Annotated in this window: 16 protein-coding genes; 1 reads left to right on the top strand and 15 read right to left on the bottom strand. The window is 66.2% G+C overall.

The window, feature by feature from the left end; all coding sequences use genetic code 11:
• The first annotated feature begins 97 nt into the window (after positions 1-97).
• Positions 98-964, top strand: a complete 867-nt coding sequence (locus OCJ37_RS05835) for a hypothetical protein (protein ID WP_263112738.1) — start codon at positions 98-100, stop codon at positions 962-964.
• 211 nt (positions 965-1,175) lie between these two features.
• Here OCJ37_RS05835 and OCJ37_RS05840 read toward each other — a convergent pair whose 3' ends face one another.
• The 15 genes from OCJ37_RS05840 to OCJ37_RS05910 form a co-directional block, all read right to left on the bottom strand.
• On the bottom strand, positions 1,176-1,526 hold the full coding sequence (locus tag OCJ37_RS05840; RefSeq protein ID WP_263112739.1) for a SymE family type I addiction module toxin: 351 nt from the start codon (positions 1,524-1,526) through the stop codon (positions 1,176-1,178).
• A gap of 351 nt (positions 1,527-1,877) precedes the next feature.
• Positions 1,878-2,381: a hypothetical protein gene (locus OCJ37_RS05845; RefSeq protein WP_263112740.1), complete on the bottom strand. Its 504-nt coding sequence runs from the start codon at positions 2,379-2,381 to the stop codon at positions 1,878-1,880.
• A gap of 270 nt (positions 2,382-2,651) precedes the next feature.
• The gene (locus tag OCJ37_RS05850; RefSeq protein WP_263112741.1) at positions 2,652-3,233 is read right to left on the bottom strand and encodes a hypothetical protein; all 582 of its coding nucleotides are present in this window, start codon (positions 3,231-3,233) and stop codon (positions 2,652-2,654) included.
• 149 nt (positions 3,234-3,382) lie between these two features.
• Positions 3,383-3,820, bottom strand: coding sequence for a YcxB family protein (locus OCJ37_RS05855; RefSeq protein ID WP_263112742.1), 438 nt, complete (start codon positions 3,818-3,820; stop codon positions 3,383-3,385).
• A gap of 374 nt (positions 3,821-4,194) precedes the next feature.
• Positions 4,195-4,704 carry a hypothetical protein gene (locus tag OCJ37_RS05860; RefSeq protein ID WP_263112743.1) on the bottom strand — a complete coding sequence of 170 codons (510 nt, stop codon included), beginning with the start codon at positions 4,702-4,704 and terminating at the stop codon, positions 4,195-4,197.
• 77 nt (positions 4,705-4,781) lie between these two features.
• Positions 4,782-5,291, bottom strand: coding sequence for a hypothetical protein (locus OCJ37_RS05865; RefSeq protein ID WP_263112744.1), 510 nt, complete (start codon positions 5,289-5,291; stop codon positions 4,782-4,784).
• Between the two features lie 321 nt (positions 5,292-5,612).
• Positions 5,613-7,460, bottom strand: a complete 1,848-nt coding sequence (locus OCJ37_RS05870; RefSeq protein WP_263112745.1) for a glycoside hydrolase family 35 protein — start codon at positions 7,458-7,460, stop codon at positions 5,613-5,615.
• A 145-nt stretch (positions 7,461-7,605) separates the two neighbouring features.
• Positions 7,606-9,948, bottom strand: a complete 2,343-nt coding sequence (locus tag OCJ37_RS05875) for a GH92 family glycosyl hydrolase (protein ID WP_263112746.1) — start codon at positions 9,946-9,948, stop codon at positions 7,606-7,608.
• A gap of 129 nt (positions 9,949-10,077) precedes the next feature.
• Positions 10,078-11,526 (bottom strand): glycoside hydrolase family 125 protein, encoded by a 1,449-nt coding sequence (locus OCJ37_RS05880; protein WP_263112747.1) that lies wholly within the window; start codon positions 11,524-11,526, stop codon positions 10,078-10,080.
• Positions 11,527-11,688: 162 nt separating this feature from the next.
• Entirely contained in the window at positions 11,689-14,301 is a 2,613-nt protein-coding gene (locus OCJ37_RS05885) for a glycoside hydrolase family 3 C-terminal domain-containing protein (RefSeq protein WP_263112748.1), read from the bottom strand.
• A 167-nt stretch (positions 14,302-14,468) separates the two neighbouring features.
• Positions 14,469-17,168: a beta-mannosidase gene (locus OCJ37_RS05890; RefSeq protein WP_263112749.1), complete on the bottom strand. Its 2,700-nt coding sequence runs from the start codon at positions 17,166-17,168 to the stop codon at positions 14,469-14,471.
• Positions 17,169-17,184: 16 nt separating this feature from the next.
• A complete protein-coding gene (locus tag OCJ37_RS05895) occupies positions 17,185-19,668 on the bottom strand; it encodes a family 20 glycosylhydrolase (protein WP_263112750.1) in 2,484 nt (827 codons plus the stop codon).
• A gap of 39 nt (positions 19,669-19,707) precedes the next feature.
• Positions 19,708-20,763, bottom strand: a complete 1,056-nt coding sequence (locus tag OCJ37_RS05900) for a glycosyl hydrolase family 18 protein (RefSeq protein WP_263112751.1) — start codon at positions 20,761-20,763, stop codon at positions 19,708-19,710.
• Between the two features lie 13 nt (positions 20,764-20,776).
• Positions 20,777-22,465, bottom strand: coding sequence for an alpha-L-fucosidase (locus tag OCJ37_RS05905; protein WP_263112752.1), 1,689 nt, complete (start codon positions 22,463-22,465; stop codon positions 20,777-20,779).
• A 196-nt stretch (positions 22,466-22,661) separates the two neighbouring features.
• On the bottom strand, positions 22,662-25,280 hold the full coding sequence (locus OCJ37_RS05910) for a TonB-dependent receptor (RefSeq protein WP_263112753.1): 2,619 nt from the start codon (positions 25,278-25,280) through the stop codon (positions 22,662-22,664).
• Positions 25,281-25,593 lie beyond the last annotated feature (313 nt).

Consider the following 25,593-nt stretch of genomic DNA (forward strand, 5'->3'; position numbering starts at 1 on the left):
GTCGAGCAGCGTGGGTCGCCAGCTTAGCGCACCATCGGCCATGAGCGTAGTTGAGTACACTTCAAAGCAAAACGCCAATAGATCCGAAGCCCAAGCGATGCGCACCACGACCTACAAGCATCGCCCAAGACCGAAATTTCTTCAGGACTGTTTCTATTGGAAACAGCGCGGGTACCACTATTCCAGCGCCGCGCCTGAGGAAATACTGTCGCCTGATGGATGCGCGAGTGACGATCCCTGGATCGCGCTTGCTTCGATCATCGAATGCGCGAAGCAGGGGGATTACAGCCATATATCCCAGCTGAGAAAGTGGATAGTGGACAAGGATAACGATCCGACACTGGTGTCGGCCTGCCTGGGTCTGACTGCCGATGCAGGGCTTGATGCGGACCTGGAGTTCCTTGCCGAACTCATGATCGACGGGCCCCGCTATCTGCGCGTCGAGGCGAGCCTGGCGGCGCAATGGTCGGGGGTGCTTTGGCTGATTCCCTACATGGTCGAAGCCTGGTGTTCGCTTGACCGGCGCGCCGACCGGGATGCCGTCGAGGCAAACATCTCCAACCTGCTCGATGCCCGTGAAGGCGAGCCCGCGTTCTTCGATACCGGTCTGGGCAAGGCCGACTACAGGCGGGCGGTCGAGGCGCGGCTCGCCGAGTTGAGCGATACCCATGGCAGCGACCGAGTCGCGGTCCTGGCAGGCGAGCCCGTCGATATGGACAAGCAGGTCTGGCTGATGAGAAAGGCGCTTGTACCTAGAGGCACCGACGAGTGGATCGATTGGAGCGACTTCCTGCTCTGGCGGCGCAAATTCGAGGTGTACTCGGGCGTCGACTGTTCGGGGTTCTACGGGAAAAACGCCGAGTTTCTGCCGCACAACGCGGCCGCCATCCTGGACAAGTACATGTCCTCGCCCCTGCGTTTCGATGTTGGGAAGCGCTACTTCTTTGGGAACCTTGTTCAATAGCAGGCAGCAAGCGCTCTGGATGCCTACCGCCGCTGGGTGCCCTGCAGTGGGCACACCTGTCCAAGTGAGTGGAGGAGCATGACGATTCCAGCGACCGGCTTAGAGGCGGCAGAGCGCATCGTGTGCAGCCTGGCGCTGCCTCTCGAAAAGCCGGCATCTGCTGGGGGTGTGTGGCCACACACAACGGGTGCCCCGGCGGGCGCCGGGCGATTCAGCCCTTGCCGGCCGCCGTGACGACCAATTCGCCATCGCGCACGGTGATGCGCAGCGTGCTGCCGATGGTGAAGCCCAGTTCCTCCATCCAGCGACCGCCCAGGCGCAGCGCCGGCGTGCGCTCGCCGTTGGCGGCGTGGCCGCAGCCGACGGTGCACTGCTGCGGCGGGCGTGGGTGGCGGGGCGCGCGCGAGGCGCGGGCACGATCGGCGGCATCGGCGGCGGCGACCTGTTCGGGCGTCAGCATGGGGATGAGCGTCGATTCGGCGATCGTCCACTGCGGGCAGTGGCGATGCTTGTGCGACTTGCGCTTGCGGGGAGCGGCGGGGCGGGATGACGGTTGACGCATGGCACAGCCTCCTTGGCAGACAGAAGCCCGCGCCGAACGGCGACGGGATGTCGGGAGGTTAGAAACCGCACAGAGCCGGCGGGCTTATTTCCCCGAAGGGTGTTGTATTCACCGCCCTCCCGACGCAGACAGCGCGTCGGAGTGAGCCTGCGGACAGGCACAAAAAACCCACCGGTTTGACGGAGGTGGGTGCCGCTCTGTGAGGAGTTTCTACGCTCCTTGGAGGGGATGTTGCTACTGGTTTTTGAGGATGTCAAATGGTTTTTGGCCGTAAAAACCAAGATGGGCTTTTAAGTGAACCTGATCCCGTTATCCTTTGCGCAACGAAGTGGCTTCGGCTTGAACGCATTGTTAGGCGCGCCTGTCGCCAACGTTGTAAGGCTTAAGCAAGAGCTTGCCATCCGCAACATCTTGAGCGAATTGCTCTGCAATCTGTTCCGCTCTAGCCTCTAGTTGAGCAGCCATCGCCGCTAAGTACTTGACATGCCCCTCGAGCTTCTTCAGCTCTTCACGAACGTTAGATATAGGCATAAGTCCGTACTGCACGTTCGGCTCATCGGTCTCCTCAAACTTCATTGCGTCTGTCGGGATCTTTTGATTGCCCAGGCTCGCTGTGAAAAAAATCAAGGCGTCATGACCAGGAACCCGCCGACCGGCCCAGTGCGCGAACATATGGCGGAGGTGGCGATGCTGCATCAGGATCTCTGCAGCCTTCCGGATACCCTCCGCCAAATCAAGATTCCAAATGCAGGTCTCAGCGCAGGCCATGAGATGATCCAGCGCGTCTTTGTCATTAAGCTTTAGCGCAAACTCGGTCGGCGCGCCCTTCCTGATGTGAGTGAGGTGGTTGATCACTCGCCGCGACTCAAGGTCGGCGAAGCAGTACGTCTGAACAAATCTCCCGATCAACTCGTAGTCTTGAGCTGAGAGTGGGTGAGAGTCATTTATTACATGACTTAGAGACATTCTCGCTTTGAGCAAATCGTCTGTCCCAAGGTCGGCCCGAGTCAGCGCCATTGTGTCGGCTCCCATTTCAGGCTTGCCATGACGGCCCCCAGCGCCTATCGCTTGAATTAAGCCGACCCGCGAAGCGGGTTCGGCTTGAATGAATTGTTAGACAGGAGCTTAATCATCTAGCCCTAGGAGCTTTTGAGCGGCTTTCGCGATAATTTGGCGACTCTCTTTTGACGTACCAACTTTGCTTACGGCTAGCCAGAGCTTGTTGCCAGCAGTCTTGTACCAGGTGCCCCTTGGATATCCGCTCAAATTTGCCTTGATGGCAGTTATTTCTTGGTTTAACCGATTTACCTCTTGCTGTGTTAGTTCATGCCTCTCCTGCATCTCATGGAACTTTGTCATTAGGTCATCAAGCTTGCCCCTCAGCTCGTCAGCCTCCTCTTGACTGAACTGTTCTTGAGGGTTTTCGACGTGTTCCTTGACGTGCCTTTCGATTGTCTCCCGTAGCTCATCGAGCTCGGAGTAAACGGGGATAGTTGTACGCAACTCGTCCCGAATATTTCTAGCCCAGTTCAGGACTTTTTCCGGTGCCTCTGACGGATTTTCGACGCGTACGTACTCTTGGGTTTCATGCTCGCCCGGTGCCGCTAGAACCATGTAGCTGTCGGAGCCGGACTTGTTAAGGACAAACGTGTACGCGGAATTGTGTCTGAAAGTGATCTTGAGCAGCGAATCGCGGCCGTCAGTCACTACGTGAAAGTCGGCAGGAGAAAATGGCGATCTCTCGATCGCACTCCAGACACCTGCGATAACAGAATTTCTCAGTGGCAAAGTTGTCTCTCCCCTGTCTAATGCCTGAGTTAAGCCGCGCCGCGAGGCGGCGTCGGCTTGGGCGAATTTTAGGCCGCTGCTGACCTGATGTACGACTCAACCATATTCTGGAACGCCGCGCGATCACTCGGCGATACGAACGCACGGTTAGGAACAACATGCGCCAAGCCGGCCGACACGTAGATAGCGAAAAACCCCGGACGCTTCACCGCCAACCGTACGCCGCGCCAGTAGAACTCCGACCTATTGAATGCGGTTTCCTCCAGCAATCCGTTCTCCCGAAGCTCCAGTGTGTGTTTGGTGAGAACCGTCGGATCACTCCGGCCGCCAACATAAAAAGCGAGAAACAGCGCTTGAAGCAGCCACAGAATGCTGTGCGCCAACACGGCAAGTAATACTGCAGCAACCAAACCGCTTGCTATGACTGAGTAGCCAATCAGTGCGGCAAACAAAAGGAAGACGAGCTGAAACCCGGGCGACAGGAACTGGTGCATGAGGTTGAACACAACCAGATCAGATCGACGTGTGACGTACGAGACGCGCATGACTGTCCTAGCGGCCTAACAGCTGAATTAAACCGACCCGCCCGACGAATTCCAGTTTTGGCGTGGAGCCACGAAGAGGGCTCGGCTTGAATGAATTGTTAGGCCGACGACGTAGGTGGCCGGAGTAGCGATTGAATGTACAGCGAACTAGAACCATCCCAGCCGCAAATGACGCATTGCCCCGAGATGAACTCATGTGAGCACTTGGTAGTGCCATAAAGGACATGAGCGCACTCTGGGCAAAGTGATGACATGCTTGAGGCAGCGGTGACATATGGACTCTGGCATTCATCGCATTCCTTCGAACCTCTGTCCATTGTTGCCTAACACCTGGATTAAGCCGCGCCGCGAAGCGGCGTCGGCTTGGACGAATTGTTAGGTTGGAGCTGCGGCGCCCGGGAGCCACGGAGGCCAAGCACCTCTTCCTTGTCCTGGAGCGGCCGCATAAAGACCCCAGGTTTGATGCCTTGAAAATCTGGTCCCTTCAGAAGGATCAGCCGCTGCTCGGACTCTTGGGCGTGCGCAGCCTGGATTTGGCCAAGGCTGTAATGGAGGTGAGATGCTAGTGGCACGTAGAGGACTGGCGGGACCTTCGGGGCATTTGTGACAATAACCTCGTCAACAGCGATGCGCAGCCTGATTTGATTATTGAGTCCGGGGCCAGTTCGCGCCTCCGGGTCGCGGATTTTCCTACCGGAGCCGCTGAGCATGTCTACTCCCGTCACGCGGCCGACCAGGACGTGGTCCGCACTGGTTGCCATCTCTTCTAGCGTCGCTTCAAATGGAAATCCTGCCAGGGCAACAGCTGGTAGAAGAGCAAGGACGGTTAGCAGGATGCGACGCATGTTTTTCTCCAGCCTAACACCTGAATTAAGCCGGCCTGCGAAGCGGGTTCGGCTTGAATGAATTGTTAGATGCCAGCTCAGACGATTGCATCGCCGCGCTGCGCGTAAAAGGTGGTCTCGCTCGGACCCAGCCCCATGAGATTGCGTGTGGCCTCAACATTGCCGCCAGTAGCGTTGACGAAGCAAACGCGCAAGCGAAACAGACACTGTTGCATGCCGAATTTTGTTAACACATCCTCATAATCCTCTCTAGAAATGGAGAATCCGACACTACGCTTTCCGTTCGGAGGAAGATGGAACAGACCTTCGACGTTGAATTTGTAGTAAGTGCCTTCGGACTGCCCGCCATAGTCAATGAATATGTTGCGGATCTCTACAGGCTTAATTCCGACGTTCACCAATTCTGCAGAGTAATGAAAAGCCTCTGGGCCGCTACCGCCTTGGATGCTTTCATTCTCCAGATGCAGGCGAGTCGCGTAGTCATAGGTTTGATTGCTTCGAGTGCGCCAATAGCTCGCTATCGCGATCCCGGTTGAAATCACGGATAGGGACAATGATACAAGTGCGATAGCAAGCGTTGAAGTCACGACGATACCTCGCTGGCATCTAACTACTATTCGGCGGCAAAATGGCGTGTAAAGCAGGTGTGTAGCGTGCCGATACAGCCGTTTTTCGTAGCAGCACGTGTTGCAGTTTCGATCTTTCGTGGTTCGAGCCGTCGCCTAATCCTTGCGTCTAAACCCACAGCCATTCCCCAGTGCATCCCGCACAAGGCCGACGCTATCACTTGTTGACGGCTGTCACAAGTTGGACGCCGCTCGGCGGAACCGCAGGCGGCCCTAATTTGTAGACAAGTTATTTGATCTCGCGCCTTCCAGAAGTACTGGATGGCGCGCTCTGCAGATAACTCAATTACCCGGCGCATTCCAAACCTGCGTCTTAACCCCGCGCACGCTCGCATCCGCCGAACTATCCAAATCAAACACAATCACGCTGTTCTCGCCCTTGCGCTGCATCGGCGCCGGGAAATACAGCGCCCGCTGCGGCCCGATCTTCCAGTGACGCCCCAGGTTGTGGCCGTTGGCCCAGGCGAAGCCTTTGCCGAACGCCTGCATGTCCAGGAAGGTGTCGGTGGGCGTGGCGATCTTGACGGTGCCGCGGTGGAAGGCGGGGCCTTCGACCTTGGCGGTGGTCCAGCTGGTGATCTTGTTCGCGTCGTCCATCGGCAGCGGGAAGGTCTGCCAGCCGGTCAGCGGCTTGCCGTCGAGCAGGACGGGGTCGACCAGGCCGGCGCGGCCGTCGGCCAGGTGGGCGCCGTAGTTGATGCGGCCGCCGTTTTCCACCAGCACGTCGAGGGTGTGGGTGCCGGCGGGGATGTCCACGTCCACGGCCACCTGCTGCAGGCGGCGTTCGGCGCTGCCGGCGAGCTGGCGATCGACGTAGACGCGGGCGTAGTCGCGCACGTCGCCCAGGTACAGGCTGCCCTTGCGCGGGCCGGTGACGGTGGTGCGGTAGAGGATGTAGCCGTAGGCCTGGCCGTAGCGCTCCATCGGCTGCGGGCTGTCGGTGGTGGCGGCCGGTGCGGGCAGGTTGTCCCACAGCGAGGCCGATTCGCGCAGCGGGGTGGCGGGCAGTTCGGCGAAGCGGATCGGCTTGGGCAGGGCGGGTGGCTGCACGCCGGTGACGCGGGCGATGGCGTCGCGGAACAGGACGAACTTGGGCGTGGGTCGGCCGGCTTCGTCCAGTACGGCGTCGTAGTCGTAGCTGGTGGTCTGCGGGGCGTAGTGGTCGCTGGGGTTCTTCTGGAAGTTGGCGCCGTTCATGAAGCCGAAGCTGGTGCCGCCGACGAACATGTACAGGTTGGCCGAATGGCCCTGGCGCAGGATCCATTCGAATTCGCTGGCCTGTTTGGCGCCATCGGTGGCGGCGTGTTTGGCGCCCCATTGGTCGAACCAGCCGGCCCAGTATTCGCCCACCATCTGCGGCTGGCCGGGGCGGAACTTGGCCAGGGTCTGGAAGGCGCTCTTCGCTTCGCCCGGGGCGAAGTTCACCACCGCCAGGGTGTCGGGCAGGGTGCCGTTGGCCAGCATGTCGGCGCCGTCGGAGGTGAACAGCAGCGCCTGGTCGAAGCCGGCCTTGACGAACATGGCGCGGTTGGCCTGCATGTAGGCGTGGTCGTCGTTGTAGGAGCCGTATTCGTTCTCGACCTGCACGGCGATGATGGGGCCGCCGTTGCGGTTGAGCTTCGGCTTGACCTGCGCGGCGACGGCGTCGAGGTAGGCCTGGCTGGCGGCGAGGAAGCGCGGGTCCTGGCTGCGCACGCGCATGCCCGGTTCGGCGAACAGCCAGGCGGGGTAGCCGCCGGCTTCCCATTCGGCGCAGACGTACGGGCCCGGGCGCAGGATGACGTTGAGGCCCTGGGCGGCGGCTTCGTCGATGAAGGCGGCGACGTCGTTGTTGCCGCTGAAGTCGAACTGGGCTTGGCGCGGTTCGACCAGGTTCCAGAACACGTAGGTCTCCACGGTGTTCAGGCCCATGGCGCGCGCTTTCTGCAGGCGGTCCTTCCAGTAGGCGCGGGGGATGCGCTGGTAGTGGATGGCGCCGGAGATGATCTGGTACGGCTTGCTGTCGCGGGTGAAGTGTTCGCCTTGGGTGGCGAAGGCGGGCCAGGCGTTGGCGCCGGCCGCGTGCACGGCGGTAGCGGGCAGAGCGAACGCCAGGGCGAGGGCGAGGGCAGCGAGGGTCTTGCGTGGCATGGGGGCCTCTCGAAAAGGGCAATGCGAATTAAACACGGCGGCAGCCGGTGCGGCGCGCGCGACGCAGTTCGCCTGCATCACGCGCGCGGGGACAACGGAGCGCAGGAATCACCAATCCCCATTCCCGATTCCCCAATCCCGGCTTTCAAACAAACGACGGCGGCAGGTCTTCCTTGGCCGCGCCGAAGGCGGGATTCGGCTTCGGGCCCATCTCCAGTTCCAGGGTGCCGCCGGCGGCGAGGTCGGCGTGGCGCAGCCAGCTGCGGGTGTAGGGCTTGCCGTTCCAGCGGGCGCGCTGGATGTAGACGTTGGTGGGGCTGTTGCCGTGGGCGACGATGCTGAGGGTGCGGCCGTTGCCGACGTCGACGTCGGCGCGCTTGAACAGCGGGCTGCCGAGCACGTAGGTGGCGCTGACCGGGTCCACGGCGTAGAAGCCCAGGGCGCTGAGCACGAACCAGGCGCTCATCTGCCCGCAGTCCTCGTTGCCGGACAGGCCGTTGCGCGCGTCGTGGTATTGCTCGCGCAGCAGCCGCCGCACCATCGCCTGGGTCTTGTACGGTTGCCCGGCGTAGGCGAACAGGTAAGCGACGTGGTGGCTGGGTTCGTTGCCGTGCGCGTACTGGCCGACCAGGCCGTCGATGTCCGGCGGTGCGTCGGCCGGCAGTTCGGAGCTGGTGGTGAACAGTTCGTCGAGCTTGGCGACGAAGCCGTCGCGGCCGCCGAACAATTCCATGTAGCCGTACAGGTCGTGCTGGTTGAGGAAGGTGGCCTGCCAGGCGTTGGACTCGGTGAAATCGCGCCATTTCGTGAGGTGGCCCATCGCGCGCGGATCGAACGGGGCGGCCCAGTCGCCGTTGCTCAGCCGCGGCTGCACGAAGCCGCTGGCGCGGTTGAACACGTTGCGGTAGTTGCGCGAGCGTTCGCGCAAGGCGCTCGCGTCCTTGGCGGCGCCGGCGGCCTGCGCCAGGTGCGCCACCGCCCAGTCGTCGTAGGCGTATTCGAGGGTGCGGCTGACCGCTTCGTCCACTTTGTCGCTGGGGATGTAGCCGAGTTTGCGGTACTCGCCCAGGCCGTGCGTGGTGTCGTCCATCGCGCGCTTGCGATACGCCGGCCAGGCGGCGGCGTAGTCGATGCCGGTGAAGCCCTTGGCGTGCGCTTCGGCCAGCACCACCGCGGAGTGGTAGCCGATCATGCAGCCGGTCTCCACGCCTTGCAGCGGCCAGATGCCGACGCCGTCCGGGCATTCGTTGGCGCCGCGCACCAGGCACTGCACCAGGTCGGGCACGCGCTCGGGTTGTACCAGGGTCAGCAACGGATGCAGGGCGCGGTAGGTGTCCCACAGCGAGTAGGTGCTGTAGTTGTGGTAGCCGGCGGGCAGGTTGTGCAGCTGCAGGTCCATGCCGCGGTAGCGTCCGTCGACGTCGCTGAACAGGGTGGGCGCGAGCAGGCTGTGATACAGGCCGGTGTAGAAGATGCGGCGTTGCGCGTCGTCGTCGGTGTCGATGCGCACCCGCGCCAGTTCCTTCTCCCACGCGGCCACCGCGGCGGCGTGGACGCGCGCGAAATCGAAGTCGGGCAGTTCGGCGTCGAGGTTGGCCAGGGCGTTCTCGGCGCTGACCGCGGAGATGCCGACCTTGACCAGCAGCGGCGCGTCGGCGGCGTCGGGGTAGTGCAATGCCACCTTCAGGTGGGTGCCGTCGGCCTGGCGCGCGTCGGCGGCCAGCGGCTGGTCTTCCGAATACAGCTGCGCGGTGGCGAATGGCCGCGACAGGCGCATGGCGAAGTAGATGTGGCGGCCCTTCGCCCACTGATGGACACGGCGTCCGCCGGTCAGCGTGCGCGCATCGACGATGCGCAGCTGCGCGTCACTGACCCGCGTGGGGATGCCGGGCTTGTCCTGCATGCCGTGGCACAGGTCCAGCAGCAGGTGCGCGGGCTTGCCCTTGGGGAAGTGGTAGCGGTGCAGGCCGGCGCGCGCGGTGGCGGTGAGTTCGGCGTGCACGCCGCTGTCCTTCAGGCGCACGCGGTAGTAGCCGGGCGAGGCGGCCTCGTCGGCATGGTCGTAGCGCGAGCGGTAGCCGGCATCCGGATTGTCGAGTGGGCCGGGGACCAGCTTCACTTCGCCGGTGGCCGGCACCACCAGGAAATCGAGCATGTCGCCGATGCCGGTACCGGACAGGTGGGTGTGCGAGAAGCCCATGATCGAGCCGTCGGACTCGTGGTAGCCCGAGCACGAATCCCATACCGCGTTGTAGGTGTCCGGGCTCAGCTGCACCATGCCGAACGGCAGCGTGGCGCCGGGGAAGGTGTGGCCGTGGCCGCCGGTGCCGATGAACACGTCGACGTGGCGGGTGAGCGCGGCCTTGGCACGCGCGTCGGCGGGCAGCGCGTAGCTGCCGGCGCGCGCCTGCGCCAGCCGGGCGATGCCGCTGCTGCCGAACAGGGCCAGGGCGATGGCGCCCTGCAGGAAACCGCGTCGTGTGGCCATGGTGCTGTCCTCGGGTGTGCGCGAAGAGGGGAGATGTTTTTTCTGTAGGAGCGGCTTCAGCCGCTGCCGGGTGTTGCCGGTAAGGCCCGGTCGCGGCTGAAGCCGCTCCTACAGGAGGCGGTGTGGTGGTCAGGCTTTCAGCAGGTGCGGCTTGCGCTGGTGCAGGTCGATGATCAGTTCGCCGAACAGGGTGTTGGCCCAGGCGAACCAGTCGCGGGTGAATTTGCTGGGGTCGTCCTTGTCGAAGGCTTCGTGCATGAAGCCGGTGCCGGCGTCGGTGTTCTTCAGCCAGGCCAGGCATTGGCGGATCTGCGCGTCGTCGTCGCTGGCCAGCGCGTACTGCATGATCGCCATCGGCCAGATCGTGCCCATGCCGCTGTGCGGGCTGCCCACGCCTTCGGCGGCGCGGCCACGGTAGAAGTACGGGTTGCGCTCGCTCCACGCCAGCTGGCGGGTGCGCAGGAACAGCGGGTCGCGGCGGTCGCAGCAGCCCAGGTAGGCCAGGCTCAGCAGGCCCGGTGCGTTGGCGTCGTCGATGAACAGCTGGTTGCCGTAGCCGTCCACTTCGAAGGCCCAGAACGCCTGCCCGTCGGCATCGCGCATCTGCCCGAAGGTGCGCGTGGCGGTCTCGACCTCATCGGCCAGTGCGTGGCATTCGCCGGCGAAGGCGGCATCGCGGTGCAGCGTTTCGCTCATCGTCGCCAACTGGCGCAGCGAGGCCACCGCGAACAGGTTGGCCGGCACGAACAGCGGATACACGCAGGCATCGTCGGACGGGCGGAACATCGAGTGGATCATGCCGTTGGGCTTGGTCGGCTGGCCGTAGCCTTCCAGCACCAGGGTCTCGGTAGCCAGCGGCGAGGGGCGCTGGAAGCGGTAGGGGCCGCGGTCGTGCAGGCGCTGCTGTTCGCGGAAGGTCCTGACCACCACGTGCATCGCCGCGCGCCAGTCGTCGTCGAACGGCGCGGTGTCGCCAGTGGCGCGCCAGTATTCGTGCGCCAGCCGGATCGGATAGCACAGCGAATCGATTTCCCATTTGCGCTCGCCGACGCCGGGCTTCATCTCGGTGATGTCGGCCACCGACCATTTCAGGCGCTGGCTGGTGCCGTCGGGCAGGAAGGCGTTGGCGTAGGGATCGAGCTGGATGCAAGCGGCCTGGCGCTGGATCAGGCCATGGAACATGCGCCGCAGCGCCGGATCGCGCTTGGCCAGCGGGATGTACGGATGCACCTGCGCGGAGGAATCGCGCAGCCACAGCGCCTCGATGTCGCCGGTGATGACGAAGGTGTCCGGCTTGCCGTTGCGGGTGCCGGTGCGCACGGTGGTGTCGAGCGTGTTCGGGTAGCAGTTCTCGAACAGCCAGGCCAGGCGCGGGTCGGCGATGTCGGCCTTGATCGTGCGCAGGTGCATTTCCACGGTGGCGCTGACGAACTGCCGTTTTGCCGGCGGTGGGCGCTTGCTGGCCAGCGCTGTCGCCGATGCGCTGGATGCGGCGGCGAAGCCGGGGACGGCGGTGGCGAGCAGGCCGGCGCCGGCGGTGGTGCCGAGCAACTGGAGGACGTCGCGGCGGGAGGGCATGGGGAACTCCTGGGGTGTCGGTGTGCGTGGTTGCGCGGCGGCGGCTGTGCGTTGCGTTGCTTTCTGTAGGAGCGGCTTCAGCCGCGACCGGGTGTTACCGGCAAGGCACGGTCGCGGCTGAAGCCGCTCCTACAGGAACGCGGTGCGCCGCGCGTCCATTGGTCAGCGCGGCAGGGGCACGCTGCCCTGGATCGAGAATGCGGCTTCGCCGCCGGGGGCGCCGGTGCCGGGCTGGCCACCGCCGACGAACACGCGGTAGTCGCCCGGCTGCACCGCGCGCTGGCCGGCGCGATCGACGTCGCTCAGTTGCCGCGGGTCCAGCTCGAAACTCACCTTGCGCGTTTCGCCCGGCTGCAGCGTCACCCGTTGGAAGCCGACCAGGCTGCGCAGCGGCGACTGCGGGCGTTGCGGGTACTGCAGGTACACCTGCACCACTTCGTCGCCGGCGCGGCTGCCGCTGTTGCGTACCTGCGTGCTCACCCGCAACCGCTCGCCCGCCTGCAGCGTCGCCGTGGACAGGTGCGGTGCGGTGTACGCGAAGCTGGTGTAGCTGAGCCCGCTGCCGAACGCGAACAGCGGCTCGCCCTTGAAGTAGCGGTAGGTACGGCCCTTCATGTCGTAGCTGACGTACGGCGGCAGGTCCTTGGTGGAACGGTAGAAGGTCACCGGCAGGCGCCCGCCCGGGTTGACGTCGCCGGCCAGCACCTGCGCGATCGCGGTGCCGCCGGATTGCCCCGGGTACCACGCCGCGACGATCGCGTCGGCATGCTGCCTGGCCCAGTTCAGCGCCACCGCGCTGCCGCTCATCAGCACCACCACCAACGGTTTGCCGCTGGCCTTGGCGCGCTCCAGCAAGGCCTGCTGCGCCGCGGGCAGGGCGAGGTCGTTGCGGTCGCCGCCGTCGAAACCGGGGACGTCGATGCGCAGTTCCTCGCCTTCCACGTCCGGCGACAGGCCGACGAAGGCGACCACCGCATCGGCCTGCGCGACCGCGCGTTCGGCCTCGGCCAGTTGCGGCGCGGCCGGGGCCAGCCATTCCAGGCGCACGCCCTGGTCCTGGCCGCGATGCTCCAGTTCCAGGCGGATGCGGCGCGGGCGCGTGTCGTCGAAATGCAGCACGGTCTCGACGTTGCGGCCGTCGGCGTTGTGCATGCCGGCCGGCAGGTGCTTGTCCTCGGCGTTGCCGGCGACGACCAGCTTGTCGTCGATGTACAGCCGCACCGGATCGTGGCCGCTGCAGTCGAAGCAGCGCGCCACGCGCACCGCCAGGGTGTAGTCGCCCGGCCCGGGCGGCAGCAGTTCGCCGCTCCAGCGCACCGAGTAGCGATCCTTGTCCACGCCCTTGGCCGGCGCCACGTGGTCCCAGTTGAAGCTGACCACGCGGTCCTGGCGCTGCGTGCGCGGGGTGCCGGCCAGGTCGACGTTGTCGAAATACTCGCCACGCAGGCCGGACTTTCCGTCGCTGCGCAAGGCGGTCTCGGGGATCATGCCGGGCACGCCCGCGGCGAGCGGGGCGCCTTGCGCATAACTTACGTTCGCGGCGCCGAAGCGCTCGCGCAGGCCCAGCAACGGCGTCACCGGCGCGGCCGAGGTGCCCTGGTAGTTGGCTTCCAGCGCGGCCAGCGCGTCGGCGTTGGGGCCGATCACCGCCAGGCGCAGGCCCGGCTTCAGCGGCAGCGTGGCGTTGCGGTTGTGCAGCAGCACGATCGACTCCTGCGCGGCCTGCAGCGCCAGCGCGCGGTGCGCGGCGCTGTCCACGTCCTTGGCGCCCAGCCGCGCGTACGGGTCCTTGCGCTGTGGCTGCAATTCGCCGAGCCGGTAGCGCGCGGCGAACAGCCGCACCAGCGACCGGTCGAGCAGGGCTTCGTCGGCGTCGCCGCGTTCGATCGCCTGGCCCAGGTCGCGGTAGGCGTGGCCGCAGTTGAGGTCGTGGCCGGCCTTGAGCGCGGCGGCGGACGAGCCGGCGTTGTCGGCGCGGAAATAGTGGAACTGGGTCATGTCGTCGACCGCGTCGCAGTCGGAGACCACGAAGCCCTTGAAGCCCCAGTCGCCGCGCAGGCGGCCGTCGAGCAGCCAGTCGGCGGCGCAGGCCGGGGTGCCGTGCAGCGAGTTGTAGGCGCACATCACCGAACCGGCGCGGCCGTCGACGATGGCCGCGCGGAAGGCGGGGGTGTAGGTCGCTTCCAGGTCGCGCGGCGAGACGTCCACGTCGAAGCCGTGGCGGCCGGGTTCCGGGCCACTGTGCACGGCCAGGTGCTTGGGCGTGGCGATGGTGCGCGGATGCGTCGGGTCGTCGCCCTGCAGGCCGCGGATGAAGCCCACCGCCAGTTGCCCGGTGAGGTAGGGGTCCTCGCCGTAGGTCTCCATGCCGCGGCCCCAGCGCGGGTCGCGGAAGATGTTGATGTTCGGCGACCAGATGGTCAGCCCGGCGTAGCGCGGGTGGTCCTTGCCGGGGCGGCCGGCGAGGTTGAACTTGGCGCGCGCCTCGGTCGAGGTGACGGTACCGACCTGCTCGAGCAGGGCGGTGTTCCAGGTCGCGGCCAGGCCGATCGCCTGCGGGAACACGGTGGCGTAGCCGTTGCGGGCGATGCCGTGCAGGCCCTCGCTCCACCATTCGTAGGCGGGCACGTCCAGGCGCGGAATCGCCGGTGCATCGTTCATCGCCTGCGCCACTTTTTCCTCGCGGGTCATCTTCGCCACCAGCGCGGCGGCGCGGTCTTCGGCGTCGTCGGCGTGGGCCAGGGGGAAGGCCAGCAGCCCCAGCACGCATGACACCTGCAGGAGGGACTTCAGTCCCGATCGGGCGTCACCGGTACGACGTCGGGACTGAAGTCCCTCCCACAAAAGTGCCCCACCCAGCGCCGCCCTCGACGCCGGCGAGCCGAACAGCACGATGTGCGCCTCATCCGGCATGGCGGGCTGGCGTGTGTTTCCCGCCCGCATCACTTCGCCTCCGCCGGCTCGGCCGGCGCGCCGGCCAGCGTGGCGGCCAGGTCGCGCACCTGCAAGGCGCCGCGCAACTGCTCCAGCGTGGCGCTGCTGCGCACGTGCACGGTCAGCGGTTCGCCCGGCAGCAGGTCGAACGCGTTGTCCGACAGCGTGGCGTCCAGGTCGCCGAACGCCAGCCACACCTCGCGCGCGAGGGTGGTGCTGGTCAGGGTGATCGCATAGCCGTCGCCGTCGGCGCGCAGCTCGCTGCGGATGTCGGGGCTGGGCAGCTGCAGGCGCTTGGCCGCATCGAAGAACACCAGGTTGCGCGACAGCACGCGCGCGCCGTCGAGCAGCTCGAACACGGCGAAGCTGCGCTTGGGATCGGCGCGGCGCAGCAGCTGCGCATCGCTGAAGTTGCCCACGCGCACGCTGGACAGCGGCGCCAGCGTCACCGGCTTCTCGCTCTTGCTCAGCACCTTGCCGGACACGTCCATCACCCGCATGCGCCAGCGCGCGGCCAGCGGCACGGTGCGGTCGGAGACCAGCGACACTTCGGTCTGGCCCTTGTCGTTGCGCAGCGCGGCGATCAGCTCCGGCGCGTAGAAGCGCCTGGCGTGGTAGTGCAGCGCCTTCCAGCGGCCGAAGTAGTCCAGGCTCGACCACGAGGCGCCCGGCCACACGTCGTTGAGCTGCCAGTACAGCGAGCCCATCGATTGCGGACGCGATGCGCGCAGGTGCTCGGCGGCCAGGGCGATGCCCTCGGCCTGCATCAGCTGGCTCAGGTAGACGAAGCTCTCGAAGTCCTTGGGCTCGCCGAATTCGCGGCGGATGTACAGCAGCAGGCGCTGGTTGCCGTTGCCCTTGTCGAACTTCTGGTGCGCGCGCATCACCGGCGATTCCGGCTGCAGGTCGCCGGGTTCGGCGAAGGCGCGGATCGTGCGCATCTCCGGGAACGACTGCAGGCCGTACTCGGACATGAAACGCGGGGTCACGTTGAGGTATTCGGTGGCCGGCAGCGCCGGGCCGCCCCACACCTTCCAGTAGTGCATGTCGCCATCGTCGGGCTGGTCGGCGCCGCCGTCGAAGTCGGTGCCGGGCGAGGTGGCCCAGTACGGGGTGTCGCTGTCGTACTTGCTCACCGCCTCGCGCAGCACGGTGCCGAACAGCGTGGTCATGCCGCGCTCGATGCGGGTGCGTTCCTCCGGGTCGATCGACTGCTTGAACTTGACCCGGTCGCCCCAGTTCTCCCAGCCGGTCTGCACTTCGTTGTTGCCGCACCAGATGACGATGCTGGGGTGGTCGCCCAGGCGCTTGACCTGCGCTTCGGCCTCGGCGCGGGTGTTCTCGCGGAACGCCACGTCGTAGGGCGGGATCGCGCCGCCGAACATGAAGTCCTGCCAGATCATGATGCCCAGGCGGTCGGCGTCCTCGTAGAAACTGTCCGGCTGGTAGTGGCCGCCGCCCCACATGCGCAGCATGTTCATGTTGGCGTCGCGCGTGGACTGCAGGATGCCGCGCATGCGCGCGGCGTCGACGCGGCTGGGGAAGCTGTCGAACGGGATCAGGTTGGCGCCCTTGGCGAACACCGGGATGCCGTTGACCACGATCGCCATGCCCTTGCCCCACTTGTCCTTCTCGCGGCGCAGCTCGACGCTGCGCAGGCCGGTGACGCGCTGGGCGTCGTAGCTGTCGCCGGCGGCGTCGCGGATGCGCGCCTTGAACGTGTACAGGTCCTGCTTGCCGTAGCCGGCGGGGAACCAGCGTTGCGGCTTGGCGATGCGCACCGGCACGGTGAGGGTGTTGCTGCCGGGATCGAGCACCGCCTTCTGGCTCAGCTGCGCCACGCGCTGGCCGTCGGGGCCGAGCACGTCCAGGTCCAGCTGCACCTCGCCGCTGCGGCCGGCCTGCACCTCCAGCTGCGCCAGCAGTTGCGCGGTCTCGGCATCGACGCGCTGCTGGGCGATGTGCAGGCCGTCCACGCGCAACGCGTCCCAGGCTTCCACGCGCACGTCCTGCCAGATGCCGGCGGTGACGATGCGCGGGCCCCAGTCCCAGCCGAAGGTGTACGGCGCCTTGCGCACGTAGGTGGAGCTGTGCCGCGCCAGCGGTTCGTCGCCGAACGCCGAGTCGTAGGCGCCGGGCAGCGCGTACGGCTGCTTGGCCAGCCACGGCTGGATCTTCTTGATCGGCGAGTACAGCCGCACCTCCAGCACGTTGTCGCCGCGCTTGAGCAGCGGCTTGGCGTCCACGCGCCACTGCCGGAACATGTTGTCGGCGGTCAGCAGTTTCTTGCCGTTGAGGTAGACCTCGGCGAACGTGTCCAACCCGTCGAACACCAGCTCCACGTGCTCGCGCGCGAGCAGCGCGGCGTCGGCCTTGAAGCGGGTCTGGTACTGCCAGTCGCTCAGGCCCGCCCACTGGATCTTGGCCTCGTTGTCGCGATAGAACGGATCGGGCACTACGCCGGCCGCGATCAGGTCGGTCTGCACCGTGCCCGGCACCTGCGCCGGCAGCCACTGCGCCGCCTTCGGGAATTCCTTGGCGCGGGTCTCGCCCGGCGCCAGCCGCACCTGCCAGCCCTGCTGCAACGACAGCGAGGCCGGCGGCGCCGCCTGACCCAGTGCCGGCACGGCCAGCGCCAGCAACAGCCCAAGCCGGGCGGGAATGCGCGAACGCGGCGCGGAACGGGGACGGCGGTGCGGCTGGGTCATGCGGGGTCTCCAGGGGTCAGCGCGCGGCGGCGGGGGGCGCCTGCGCGGTGGTTTCGATCAGATGGACGGCGCCGATGGCGTAGTACGGACCGTCGATGCGGGCGGTGGAGCGCAGGCACAGGTCGTGCGTGCCGGTCTGCTTGGGCAGCGGCGCTTCCAGCGAGAACTGCTCGCCCAGCGCCTTGCCGCCCGGAAGCGGGATGCGCGCCAGCAGCTTGCCCTTGCAGTCGCCCAGGCGCACTTCCAGCTCGCCGTGCGCGGTCTTGGCCGGGTAGCGCTTGACCTTGACCTGGTCGTGCGCCAGCCCGTAGTTGCGCGCCAGCCGCGCCGCGTCGATGCGGATGCTGCCGACGCCGTCCAGGCGCGCGTCGGCATAGCGCCAGCAGCTGCTGAACAGGTCGACGTTGAACACCGGCGTGTCCTTGCCCGGCAGGTCCGGCAGCAGCGGCACGCGCAGGCCCAGGCTGCCGTCGGCGCAGGAACTCAGGCCCTGGGTGTCGCGGCTGAGCAGGCCGGCGCGGTCGAGGATGCGGGTGCGCGGGGCGGCCAGCATGGTGCCGTCGTCGGCGAAGGTGGCCACGCGCACCGTGGCCGGCAGCGCGACCTCGAACGGCGCCGCGTAGCGCGGCGAATCGGCCTTGGGTTCGCTGCCGTCGGTGGTGTAGCGGAAGCTGCCGAACCTGGCCTGGTTGCCGAGCGCAATCGTGGCCTTGCCGCTGTCCAGCGCCGCGTTGTCGCCGCCCTGGATGGCGATGTCCGGCGCGAACGCGCCGTCGCCGTAGTCGATGCCGAGCGCGCGGTAGCGGTTGAGCTGCGCCGGCAGGCGCTGCAGGAAGCCGTCCCAGCTGCGCACCGCCATCGGCGACCACGCCGCCTCGGCCAGCGCGCCCAGGCGCGGGAACAGCGCATGGTCGATGTGCCAGGCCGAGGGAATGTACTCGGCCCACAGCGCGGCCTGCGCGCCGAGCACGTGCTTGGCTTCCTCGGCGCTGAGCGCGGCCGGCACCGGATCGAACTCGTAGACCTTCTGCAGCGGCAGCACCGCCAGGCGGCCGTTGGGCTCGTCGCTGCGCGCGCTCTGCAGGTTGTCCAGGTACAGCCAGCCGGCCGGCACCAGCACCACGTCGTGGCCCTGCTTGGCCGCGGTCACCGCGCCGTCGACGCCGCGCCAGGACATCACCGAGGCGCTCGCCGGCAAGCCGCCTTCCAGGATCTCGTCCCAGCCGATCAGGCGCCGGTCGTGCTTGCTCAGGTAGTCGGACAGCTGCTGGTTGAACCAGCCCTGCATCGCGTGCGCGTCCTTGACCCCGAGCTTGCGCATCTGCGCGCGCACCGCCGGCGACCGCTCCCACTGGTCCTTGACCGCTTCATCGCCGCCGATGTGGATGTACTGCGACGGGAACAGCTGCAGCACTTCGTCGAGCACGCCCCGGATGAAGGTCAGGCTCTTCTCGTCGGTGTCGAACAGGTAGGGATTGACGCCCCAGTCCACCGACACCTTCGGCCGCTGCTTGGTCACGCCGACCAGTTCCGGATACGCCGCCACCGCCGCCTGCGCATGCCCGGGCATGTCCAGTTCCGGCACGATGGTGATGTGCCGCGCGGCGGCGTAGGCCACCAGGTCGCGGATCTGGTCCTGGGTGTAGAAGCCGCCGTAGCGGTCGGGCACGCCCTGCGTGCCGGCGCCGGGCGGGATGCGCCAGGCGCCGATCTCGGTGAGCTTGGGATAGCGCTTGATCTCGATGCGCCAGCCCTGGTCGTCGGTCAGGTGCAGGTGCAGCACGTTGAGCTTGTGCTCGGCCATCGCATCGATGACGTGCTTGACCGTGTCCGGGCCGTGGAAGTGGCGGGCCACGTCGAGCAGCAGGCCGCGCCAGCCGAAGCGCGGCCAGTCGCGGATCTTGACCTCCGGCACCTCCACTTCGCCCTTGCCGGCGTCGGGAGTGAGCAGCTGCCAGGCGCTCATCGCGCCGTAGAACAGGCCGCGCTCGTCGCGCGCCTGGATCAGCATGGTGTTGCCGTCCACGTCCAGCGCGTAGCCTTCCGGCGCATCCACCCCGGTGTTGGGGTTCATCTGCAGGCGGATGCTGCCGTTCGGCGGAATGGTCTCCGCGCGCACCTCCAGCGCCAGGCCGCGGGTGCGTTCCAGCAGCGCGGCCAGTTGCCGGGCCACGCGCATGGCCGCCTCGTCGTCGGTCGGCACCGACAGCGTGCTGCCGGTGCCGATGGTCAGCGTGGCGTCGCCGCGCTTGACCTGCGCCGGCGCCGGGAGCAGCGGCAACGGCGCGGTGTTGGCCGGCTTCGGCGCGGCCGGTGCCGGCGCCGCGGCGGGCTTGGCGGTCTGCGCCGGAGCGGGGGCGTCGCGGCCGCAACCGCTCAGCAGCGCAGCGCATGCGAACAGGGCAAGCCCCAGCCACGTGGTACGGGAGGCCGCCGCGACGCCTGCCGGGGCGGTCGTCGGGCGGTGTGGCGTGCGCGGGGGTGCACCTGCTGCAGTCATGCGGTCTATCTCGTTCCGTGGGGCCTCTATCGTAGTGGATCAGCGTGAGGCGGTCGGCAGCTCGTCCCACACCTTCGGGTCCTCGGCGCCCAGCACCCAGCAGCTGAAGCCTTCCAGGCCGTAGTCCTTCACCAGGTCGTAGCGCGCCTTGAAGCTGCGCGCATCCGGGCGGAACACCCACTCGCGCATGTCATCGCGGTAGAAATAGAACCACGACTCCTGCTCGACCGGATCCCACTGCACGGTGGCGTTCTGCTCGATCGCCAGCGGGAAGGATTCGTCGGCGTCGATGTAGGTCGCCGAGATGTTCGACGCTTCGGTGCCGTCTTCCTTCACCGGGTTGCCGGTGTACCAGCGGTAGCCGTAGGTGGCGATGCCCAGCGACAGCTTCTCCTTCGGCACCTGGGTCAGCGCGTAGTCCAGGTGCTTCTTCATCCATACCATGCCGTCGACCGGGCCCGGCGTGGTCCAGCGGGTGTGTTGGTCGTAGGTCATCAGGCTGACCAGGTCCACCGCCTGGCCCAGCGCCTTCAGGTCGTAGGCGCCGCGCCAGTATTCCCACATCCACTTGGAGAACTGCCCGCCCTCGCCATAGCCCGGCGCGTTGGGCACCACCGCCACCGACATCTTGAAGCCGGCCTTGTGCAACGCGTCGGCGGTCTGCTTGACCATCAGCGTGTAGGCGTCGCGGTCGGTCCAGGCGATGTTCTCGAAATCGAACTGGAAGCCGTAGTAGCCGTGCTTTTTGCCGTGGATCAGCAGCGAGGCGATCATGCGCTTCTTCGCGTCCTCGTCGTGCATCAGCTTGTGGAAGCCGTCACGGCCGGTGGTCATCGACAGGATCGGCATCACCCGCAGCTTCTTGCGCTTGGCGATGTCGTAGATGTAGGCGTTGGGGGTGCCGTTGACCAGGCCGTTCTGGTCCACGCCGTACCAGGTCGGCACCACCACGTCGATCTTGTCGACGTTGGCCAGGAACGAGTTGGTCGATTTCTGCGTGCTCATCAGATAGAACAGCGCGGTCGGGTTCTTGGCCATGGCTGGGGTGCAGACCATGGCCAGGGCAAGCAGCAGCCCTGCGAATCGCTTCATCATCGGGGGATATCCGTTAGCGGGTGGGGGAGGGCAGGTCGATGCGGAATACGTAGGCGTGTTCGCCGGCGGGCTTGGCCGGCAGGGTCAGGTGCAGGCCGTCGGCGCGCTGTTCGAACGGCACTTTCCTGCCGGTGGCCAGCAGGGTCACGCCGCGCACGCCGTCCTCGGGCGTGAGCGAGCGGATCACCGCCTTGCCGCCGGCCGGCCAGCCCAGCTCGATCGCGTACAGCGCGCCGTGGCCGGTGGTGAAGCGGAAGTCCTCGGCGGTGTAGGGCTTGGTCTTGGTGTCCTGGAAGGTGCCGCCGACCACTTCGGTCGGACCTTCGCCGTAGGTGCGCCACGGCTGGCTGTCGTAGATCGCCTCGCCGTTGGTCTTGAGCCACTTGCCGATCGACAGCAGGATGTCGCGCTCGGTGTCGGGGATCGAGCCGTCGGCGCGCGGGCCGATGTTGAGCATGAGGTTGCCGTTCTTGCTGACCACGTCCACCAGCATGTGCACGATGAAGGTCGGGGTCTTGTAGGTGTCGTTCTCCACGTAGCCCCACGAGGCGTTGCTGACCGAGGTGTCGGTCTGCCAGTGGGTGGGGTGGATGCCGGTGAGCTGGCCACGCTCGATGTCCAGCGTGCCCGCGCCGTCCGGGAACGCGCCGAGCTTGTAGTTCACCACCACCCCGTCGCCGCGCGCGGCGCCATGGTTGTAGTAGTACGCCAGCATGGTCGGCAGGGTGCTGCGGAAGGTGGGGTGGGCGATCCACCAGTCGAAATAGATCAGTTCCGGGTCGTAGCGGTCGACCAGCTCGGTGGTGCGCGCCAGCCAGTCGTCCAGCCAGGCCTGCGACACCGGCGTCCAGTCGTTGGCGACGTCGGCGTCGTCCTTGCCGCGCAGCCGGATCTGCGCCGGGCCGTACAGGCCGGCGTAGCGCGGATCGTTGACGTCGGACTCGAACGTGCGGCCGCCGTCGAAGAACCAGTTGTGCTCGGCGCGGTGCGAGGACAGGCCGAAATGCAGGCCTTCGGCGCGGATCGCCTTGGACAGCTCGCCGATCACGTCGCGCTTGGGGCCCATCTTGGCCGCGGTCCATTCCGACAGCCGCGAGTCGTACATCGCGAAGCCGTCGTGGTGTTCGGCCACCGGCACCACGTAGCGCGCGCCGGCATCGCGGAACAGCCTAGCCCAGCCCTGCGGGTCGAACTTGGGCGCGGTGAACAGCGGGATCAGGTCCTTGTAGCCGAACGTGGCTTGCGGGCCGTATTTCTCGCGGTGGTGCGCGTAGTCCTTGCTCTCTTTGCTGTCGGGTTGGTACATGTTGCGCGAGTACCACTCGTTGCCGAAGGCCGGCACCGAGAACACGCCCCAGTGGATGAAGATGCCGAACTTGGCGTTGTCGTACCAGCCGGGCGATCGGTAGTTCTTCAGCGAGGCCCAATCCGGACGGAACGGTCCCTTGCGCGCGCCGGCGGCGGCTTCGCGGACCAGCCGCGCGCGCTCGGGCGCGTACGCGGCGGTGGCCTGCAGCCATTGCTGGTCGATCTGGTCGGGGCTGAGCGTGGCGGCGGTGGGCGCGGTCGGCGACGGCGCATCCGCGGCGTCGGCGGACACGGCCGCCAACGCGAGAATGAGGGAGAAACTGCTTGCCAGAGTCTTGCGTACAGCTCCGGCGTGGCGGGATCGGTCCGCGCGCAGGCGGGTCTCGGACGTCATGGAACTGCACTCCTGTGTCGAAGTCGGTCCCGGCGCATGGACGCGCCGGCCCGGGAATTGTAGGAGCGGCCCTGCGCGCCCGGACCGGTGGACGCGTGGCGCGCGCTGCGCTCCTGCATGTAGCGGTGTCGCGTGGATCGGACAGGCAAAAAAAGGGCGCGCCACCGTGGAGGGTCGGTGGCGCGCCAGTCCTACATCAGAACTTGAAGTTCAGCTGCGCCTGGTAGCCGCGGCCGTTCTTGTACATGCCGATCGGCGCGTACTTGACCTCGTTGTACCAGTAGTAGGTGGAGTCGAGCAGGTTGGTGGCGCTGATGTTGACGCTCATCCAGTCGTTGATCTCGTACGAGGCGGTCAGGTCGAGCTGCTTGTACTCGTCGGTGAAGACGTTCGAGTCCAGGCGGCCGATCTGGGTGAAGTACTTGGAGCGGTAGCTGTAGTTCACCCGCACCATCCACGGACCGTTTTCCCAGTAGGGGATCACGTTGTAGGTGTTGCGCGACAGGTACGGCAGGTTCAGGCCGTCCTCGGAGCTGGACTCGGCATAGGTGTAGTTCGCCTGCAGGCCGAAGCCGTAGCCGAACGCCTGCTGGTAGTTCAGCGACGCGCCCTTGACCTTGGCGCCGGTGGCGTTGACCGGACGGGTCACGCTATACGGCTGGTTGACGATGCCGTTGGTCGGGTCGCTGAGGATCTCGGTGGTCGTGGTGCTGACGATGTAGGAACCGATGTCGCGGTAGAACAGTTCCGCCGACAGCATGCTGGACGGGGCGAAATACCATTCGGCGGCCAGGTCGTAGTTGGTCGACTCGTACGGCTTCAGGTCCGGGTTGCCGCCGCTGGCGGTCAGGTCGCCGCTGGTGCTGTTGAGCGAGAACGAACCGGCCAGGTCGCCGTAACGCGGACGCGCGATCACCTTCGCCGCCGAGAAGCGCAGCACCTTGGTGTCGTCCAGGTCATAGGCGATGTTGAAGCTCGGCAGCGGCTTCTTGTATTCGTTGCTGACCTGCTGGAACGAGTAGGTGGTGCCGCCATCGCTGGTCTGGTAGTACTGCGACTTGTCCTTGGTGTCGGCGTAGCGCAGGCCCACGTTGCCGCGGAACTTGCCGGCCTCGAAGTTCATCTGCGCGTACAGGTCACTGGTGATTTCCTTGACGTCGTAGATCTGGCCGAACTTGGGCGTCAGCGCGGGCTGCGGCAGACCCTTCAGGTAGTCCAGCACCGAGTTGAGGTTGGCGGTCGGCCAGGTGACCAGGTCGCCGCTGGCGCCCAGGCCGTCGTACAGGCCGCCCGGCGTGGTGCCCGGGCTGAAATCGGTGAGCAGCACGTCCTGGTTGGCGAAGATCGCATTGCCGCGCGAGTTCTGGCCGTTGTTGTGGTTGATGTACTTGTAGCCCACCAGCACCTTGTTGAACGGGCCCCATTCCAGATCGCGGGCCGCATCGAACTGGAAGTACTTTTCCTTGTCCTCGGTGGTGGTGTACTCGACGCCGCCGGCCTGCTGGCCGGACGCCAGGCCCCAGTTGGAGGCGCTGTTGTTGTCGTAGGTGACGCCGGTGTGCGAGCCGTCGTAGTTGAAGTTGTAGCCGCCGTCCTGCAGCAGGAACTTCATCAGGTATTCCGGATTCTTGCCGCCGGTCGCCTTGGTGGTGCCGACCTGGGTGGTGAACACCCAGTTGTCGCCGTACCAGTCGTGGCGCAGGTTCACGCTCTTGGTGGTGACCTCGCTCTCGCGATAGTTGGTGTCGAGCTGGGCGTACGGCTGGCCGGCGGCGCCATCGGTGACGGTGCCGGAGGTGATGTAGCCGTTCTGGACGTTGGCGCTGGTCACCTTCTGCAGATCGCTGTTGCACGCCGGACAGACGTAGCGCGATTCGCTGAAGTTGTTGTACTTGCCCTTGATGTAGATGCCGGTCAGGTTGAACTCGTTCTGCTCGTTCGGCTTCCACTGCAGCGCGCCCTGCAGGCCGTTGCGCTCGCGGGTCTGCTGGAAGTAGGCGCTGTTGATGCCGGCCGGAACCTTGGCAGTAGCAACGTTACCTCCGTCGCCCGAAATGGCAGCGGTGGCGGGGATACCGGCGCCGGTGGTGTAGCCGAAGAACTCGATGCCGGCGCGCGCGATGTCCTGCTTGTCGTGGGTGGCGGAGATCAGCGCGCCGAAGGTCTCGTCGTCGTTCTTCCAGCTCCACAGCGCCGAGCCGCGCGGATTGCCTTCTTCCGAACGGTCGTTGTAGTTGTAGCCGACCGAGCCGCGGATGGTGTTCTTCGGCAGGTCCAGCGGCTTGCGGGTGTGCACGATCACGGTGCCGCCGATTGAGCCTTCGTCGATGCGGGCTTCCGGGGTCTTGTAGACCTCCATCAGGCCGATGATTTCCGGCGACAGCAGGGTGTAGTTGAAGGTGCGGCCGCTGGTGTCGGACGGGTTGCCGCCCCAGTCGCCCGAAGCGATGGTCTGGCCGTTGAGCAGCACGCGGTTCAGCGCCGGGTCGGTGCCGTTGATGCTGACCTTCTCGCCTTCGCCGAACTGGCGGTCCACGCTGATGCCGGGCAGATGCGCCAGCGACTCGGCGGCGTTGGTGTCCGGGAACTTGCCGATGTCCTCGGCGCTGATCGCGTCGACGATGGAGTTGGCCGAGCGCTTGACTGCCTGGCTCTTCTCCAGCGAGGCGCGGTAGCCGGTGACGGTGATCGTGTCCAGTTCCTGGACGTTCTTCGACTCTGCGCCGGAAGCGGGTGCTTCCTGCGCCATTGCATTACCGGACAGGTACAGCGCGGCCATGATGCTGATGGCTAACGTAGTGGTGCGGCTATTCATTGGCTAAACCTCTGGGTTGGTACATGGGCATGAGGTGCCAACCGGTGTTCCGGCGTGCTGGCCGCTGCCCGGCCTGTATGGCGCGTCCCCTTGCGGTGGCTGCGCGTGTCGCGTTCGGTGCGCGTCGTCCGGTCGCTGACGCGGAAGTAGCCGGCCGGCGGCACCGAAGCGCCGGTCCTTCCTTTGTTTCCTGGTGCAAAACCAAATACAGCAAGCAGTGCATGTCCTGATATTCCGTGCTCGCCGGACGTCCCGGCGGGCAGTGGCGCAAGCGATCCGCTTTCCATCGCGGGCGCGCGCCGTAGGACGGCTC

The sequence above is a fragment of the Xanthomonas sp. AM6 genome (assembly GCF_025665335.1).
In the GTDB taxonomy this organism is placed as follows: Bacteria; Pseudomonadota; Gammaproteobacteria; order Xanthomonadales; family Xanthomonadaceae; genus Xanthomonas_A.

Coding starts and splice junctions, on each gene's coding strand:
- OCJ37_RS05900 (WP_263112751.1), bottom strand. CDS start 20,763: ATGATGAAGCGATTCGCAGGGCTGCTGCTTGCCCTGGCCATGGTCTGC.
- OCJ37_RS05860 (WP_263112743.1), bottom strand. CDS start 4,704: ATGCGTCGCATCCTGCTAACCGTCCTTGCTCTTCTACCAGCTGTTGCC.
- OCJ37_RS05840 (WP_263112739.1), bottom strand. CDS start 1,526: ATGCGTCAACCGTCATCCCGCCCCGCCGCTCCCCGCAAGCGCAAGTCG.
- OCJ37_RS05890 (WP_263112749.1), bottom strand. CDS start 17,168: ATGACCCAGCCGCACCGCCGTCCCCGTTCCGCGCCGCGTTCGCGCATT.
- OCJ37_RS05835 (WP_263112738.1), top strand. CDS start 98: ATGCGCACCACGACCTACAAGCATCGCCCAAGACCGAAATTTCTTCAG.
- OCJ37_RS05875 (WP_263112746.1), bottom strand. CDS start 9,948: ATGGCCACACGACGCGGTTTCCTGCAGGGCGCCATCGCCCTGGCCCTG.
- OCJ37_RS05895 (WP_263112750.1), bottom strand. CDS start 19,668: ATGACTGCAGCAGGTGCACCCCCGCGCACGCCACACCGCCCGACGACC.
- OCJ37_RS05870 (WP_263112745.1), bottom strand. CDS start 7,460: ATGCCACGCAAGACCCTCGCTGCCCTCGCCCTCGCCCTGGCGTTCGCT.
- OCJ37_RS05880 (WP_263112747.1), bottom strand. CDS start 11,526: ATGCCCTCCCGCCGCGACGTCCTCCAGTTGCTCGGCACCACCGCCGGC.
- OCJ37_RS05905 (WP_263112752.1), bottom strand. CDS start 22,465: ATGACGTCCGAGACCCGCCTGCGCGCGGACCGATCCCGCCACGCCGGA.
- OCJ37_RS05910 (WP_263112753.1), bottom strand. CDS start 25,280: ATGAATAGCCGCACCACTACGTTAGCCATCAGCATCATGGCCGCGCTG.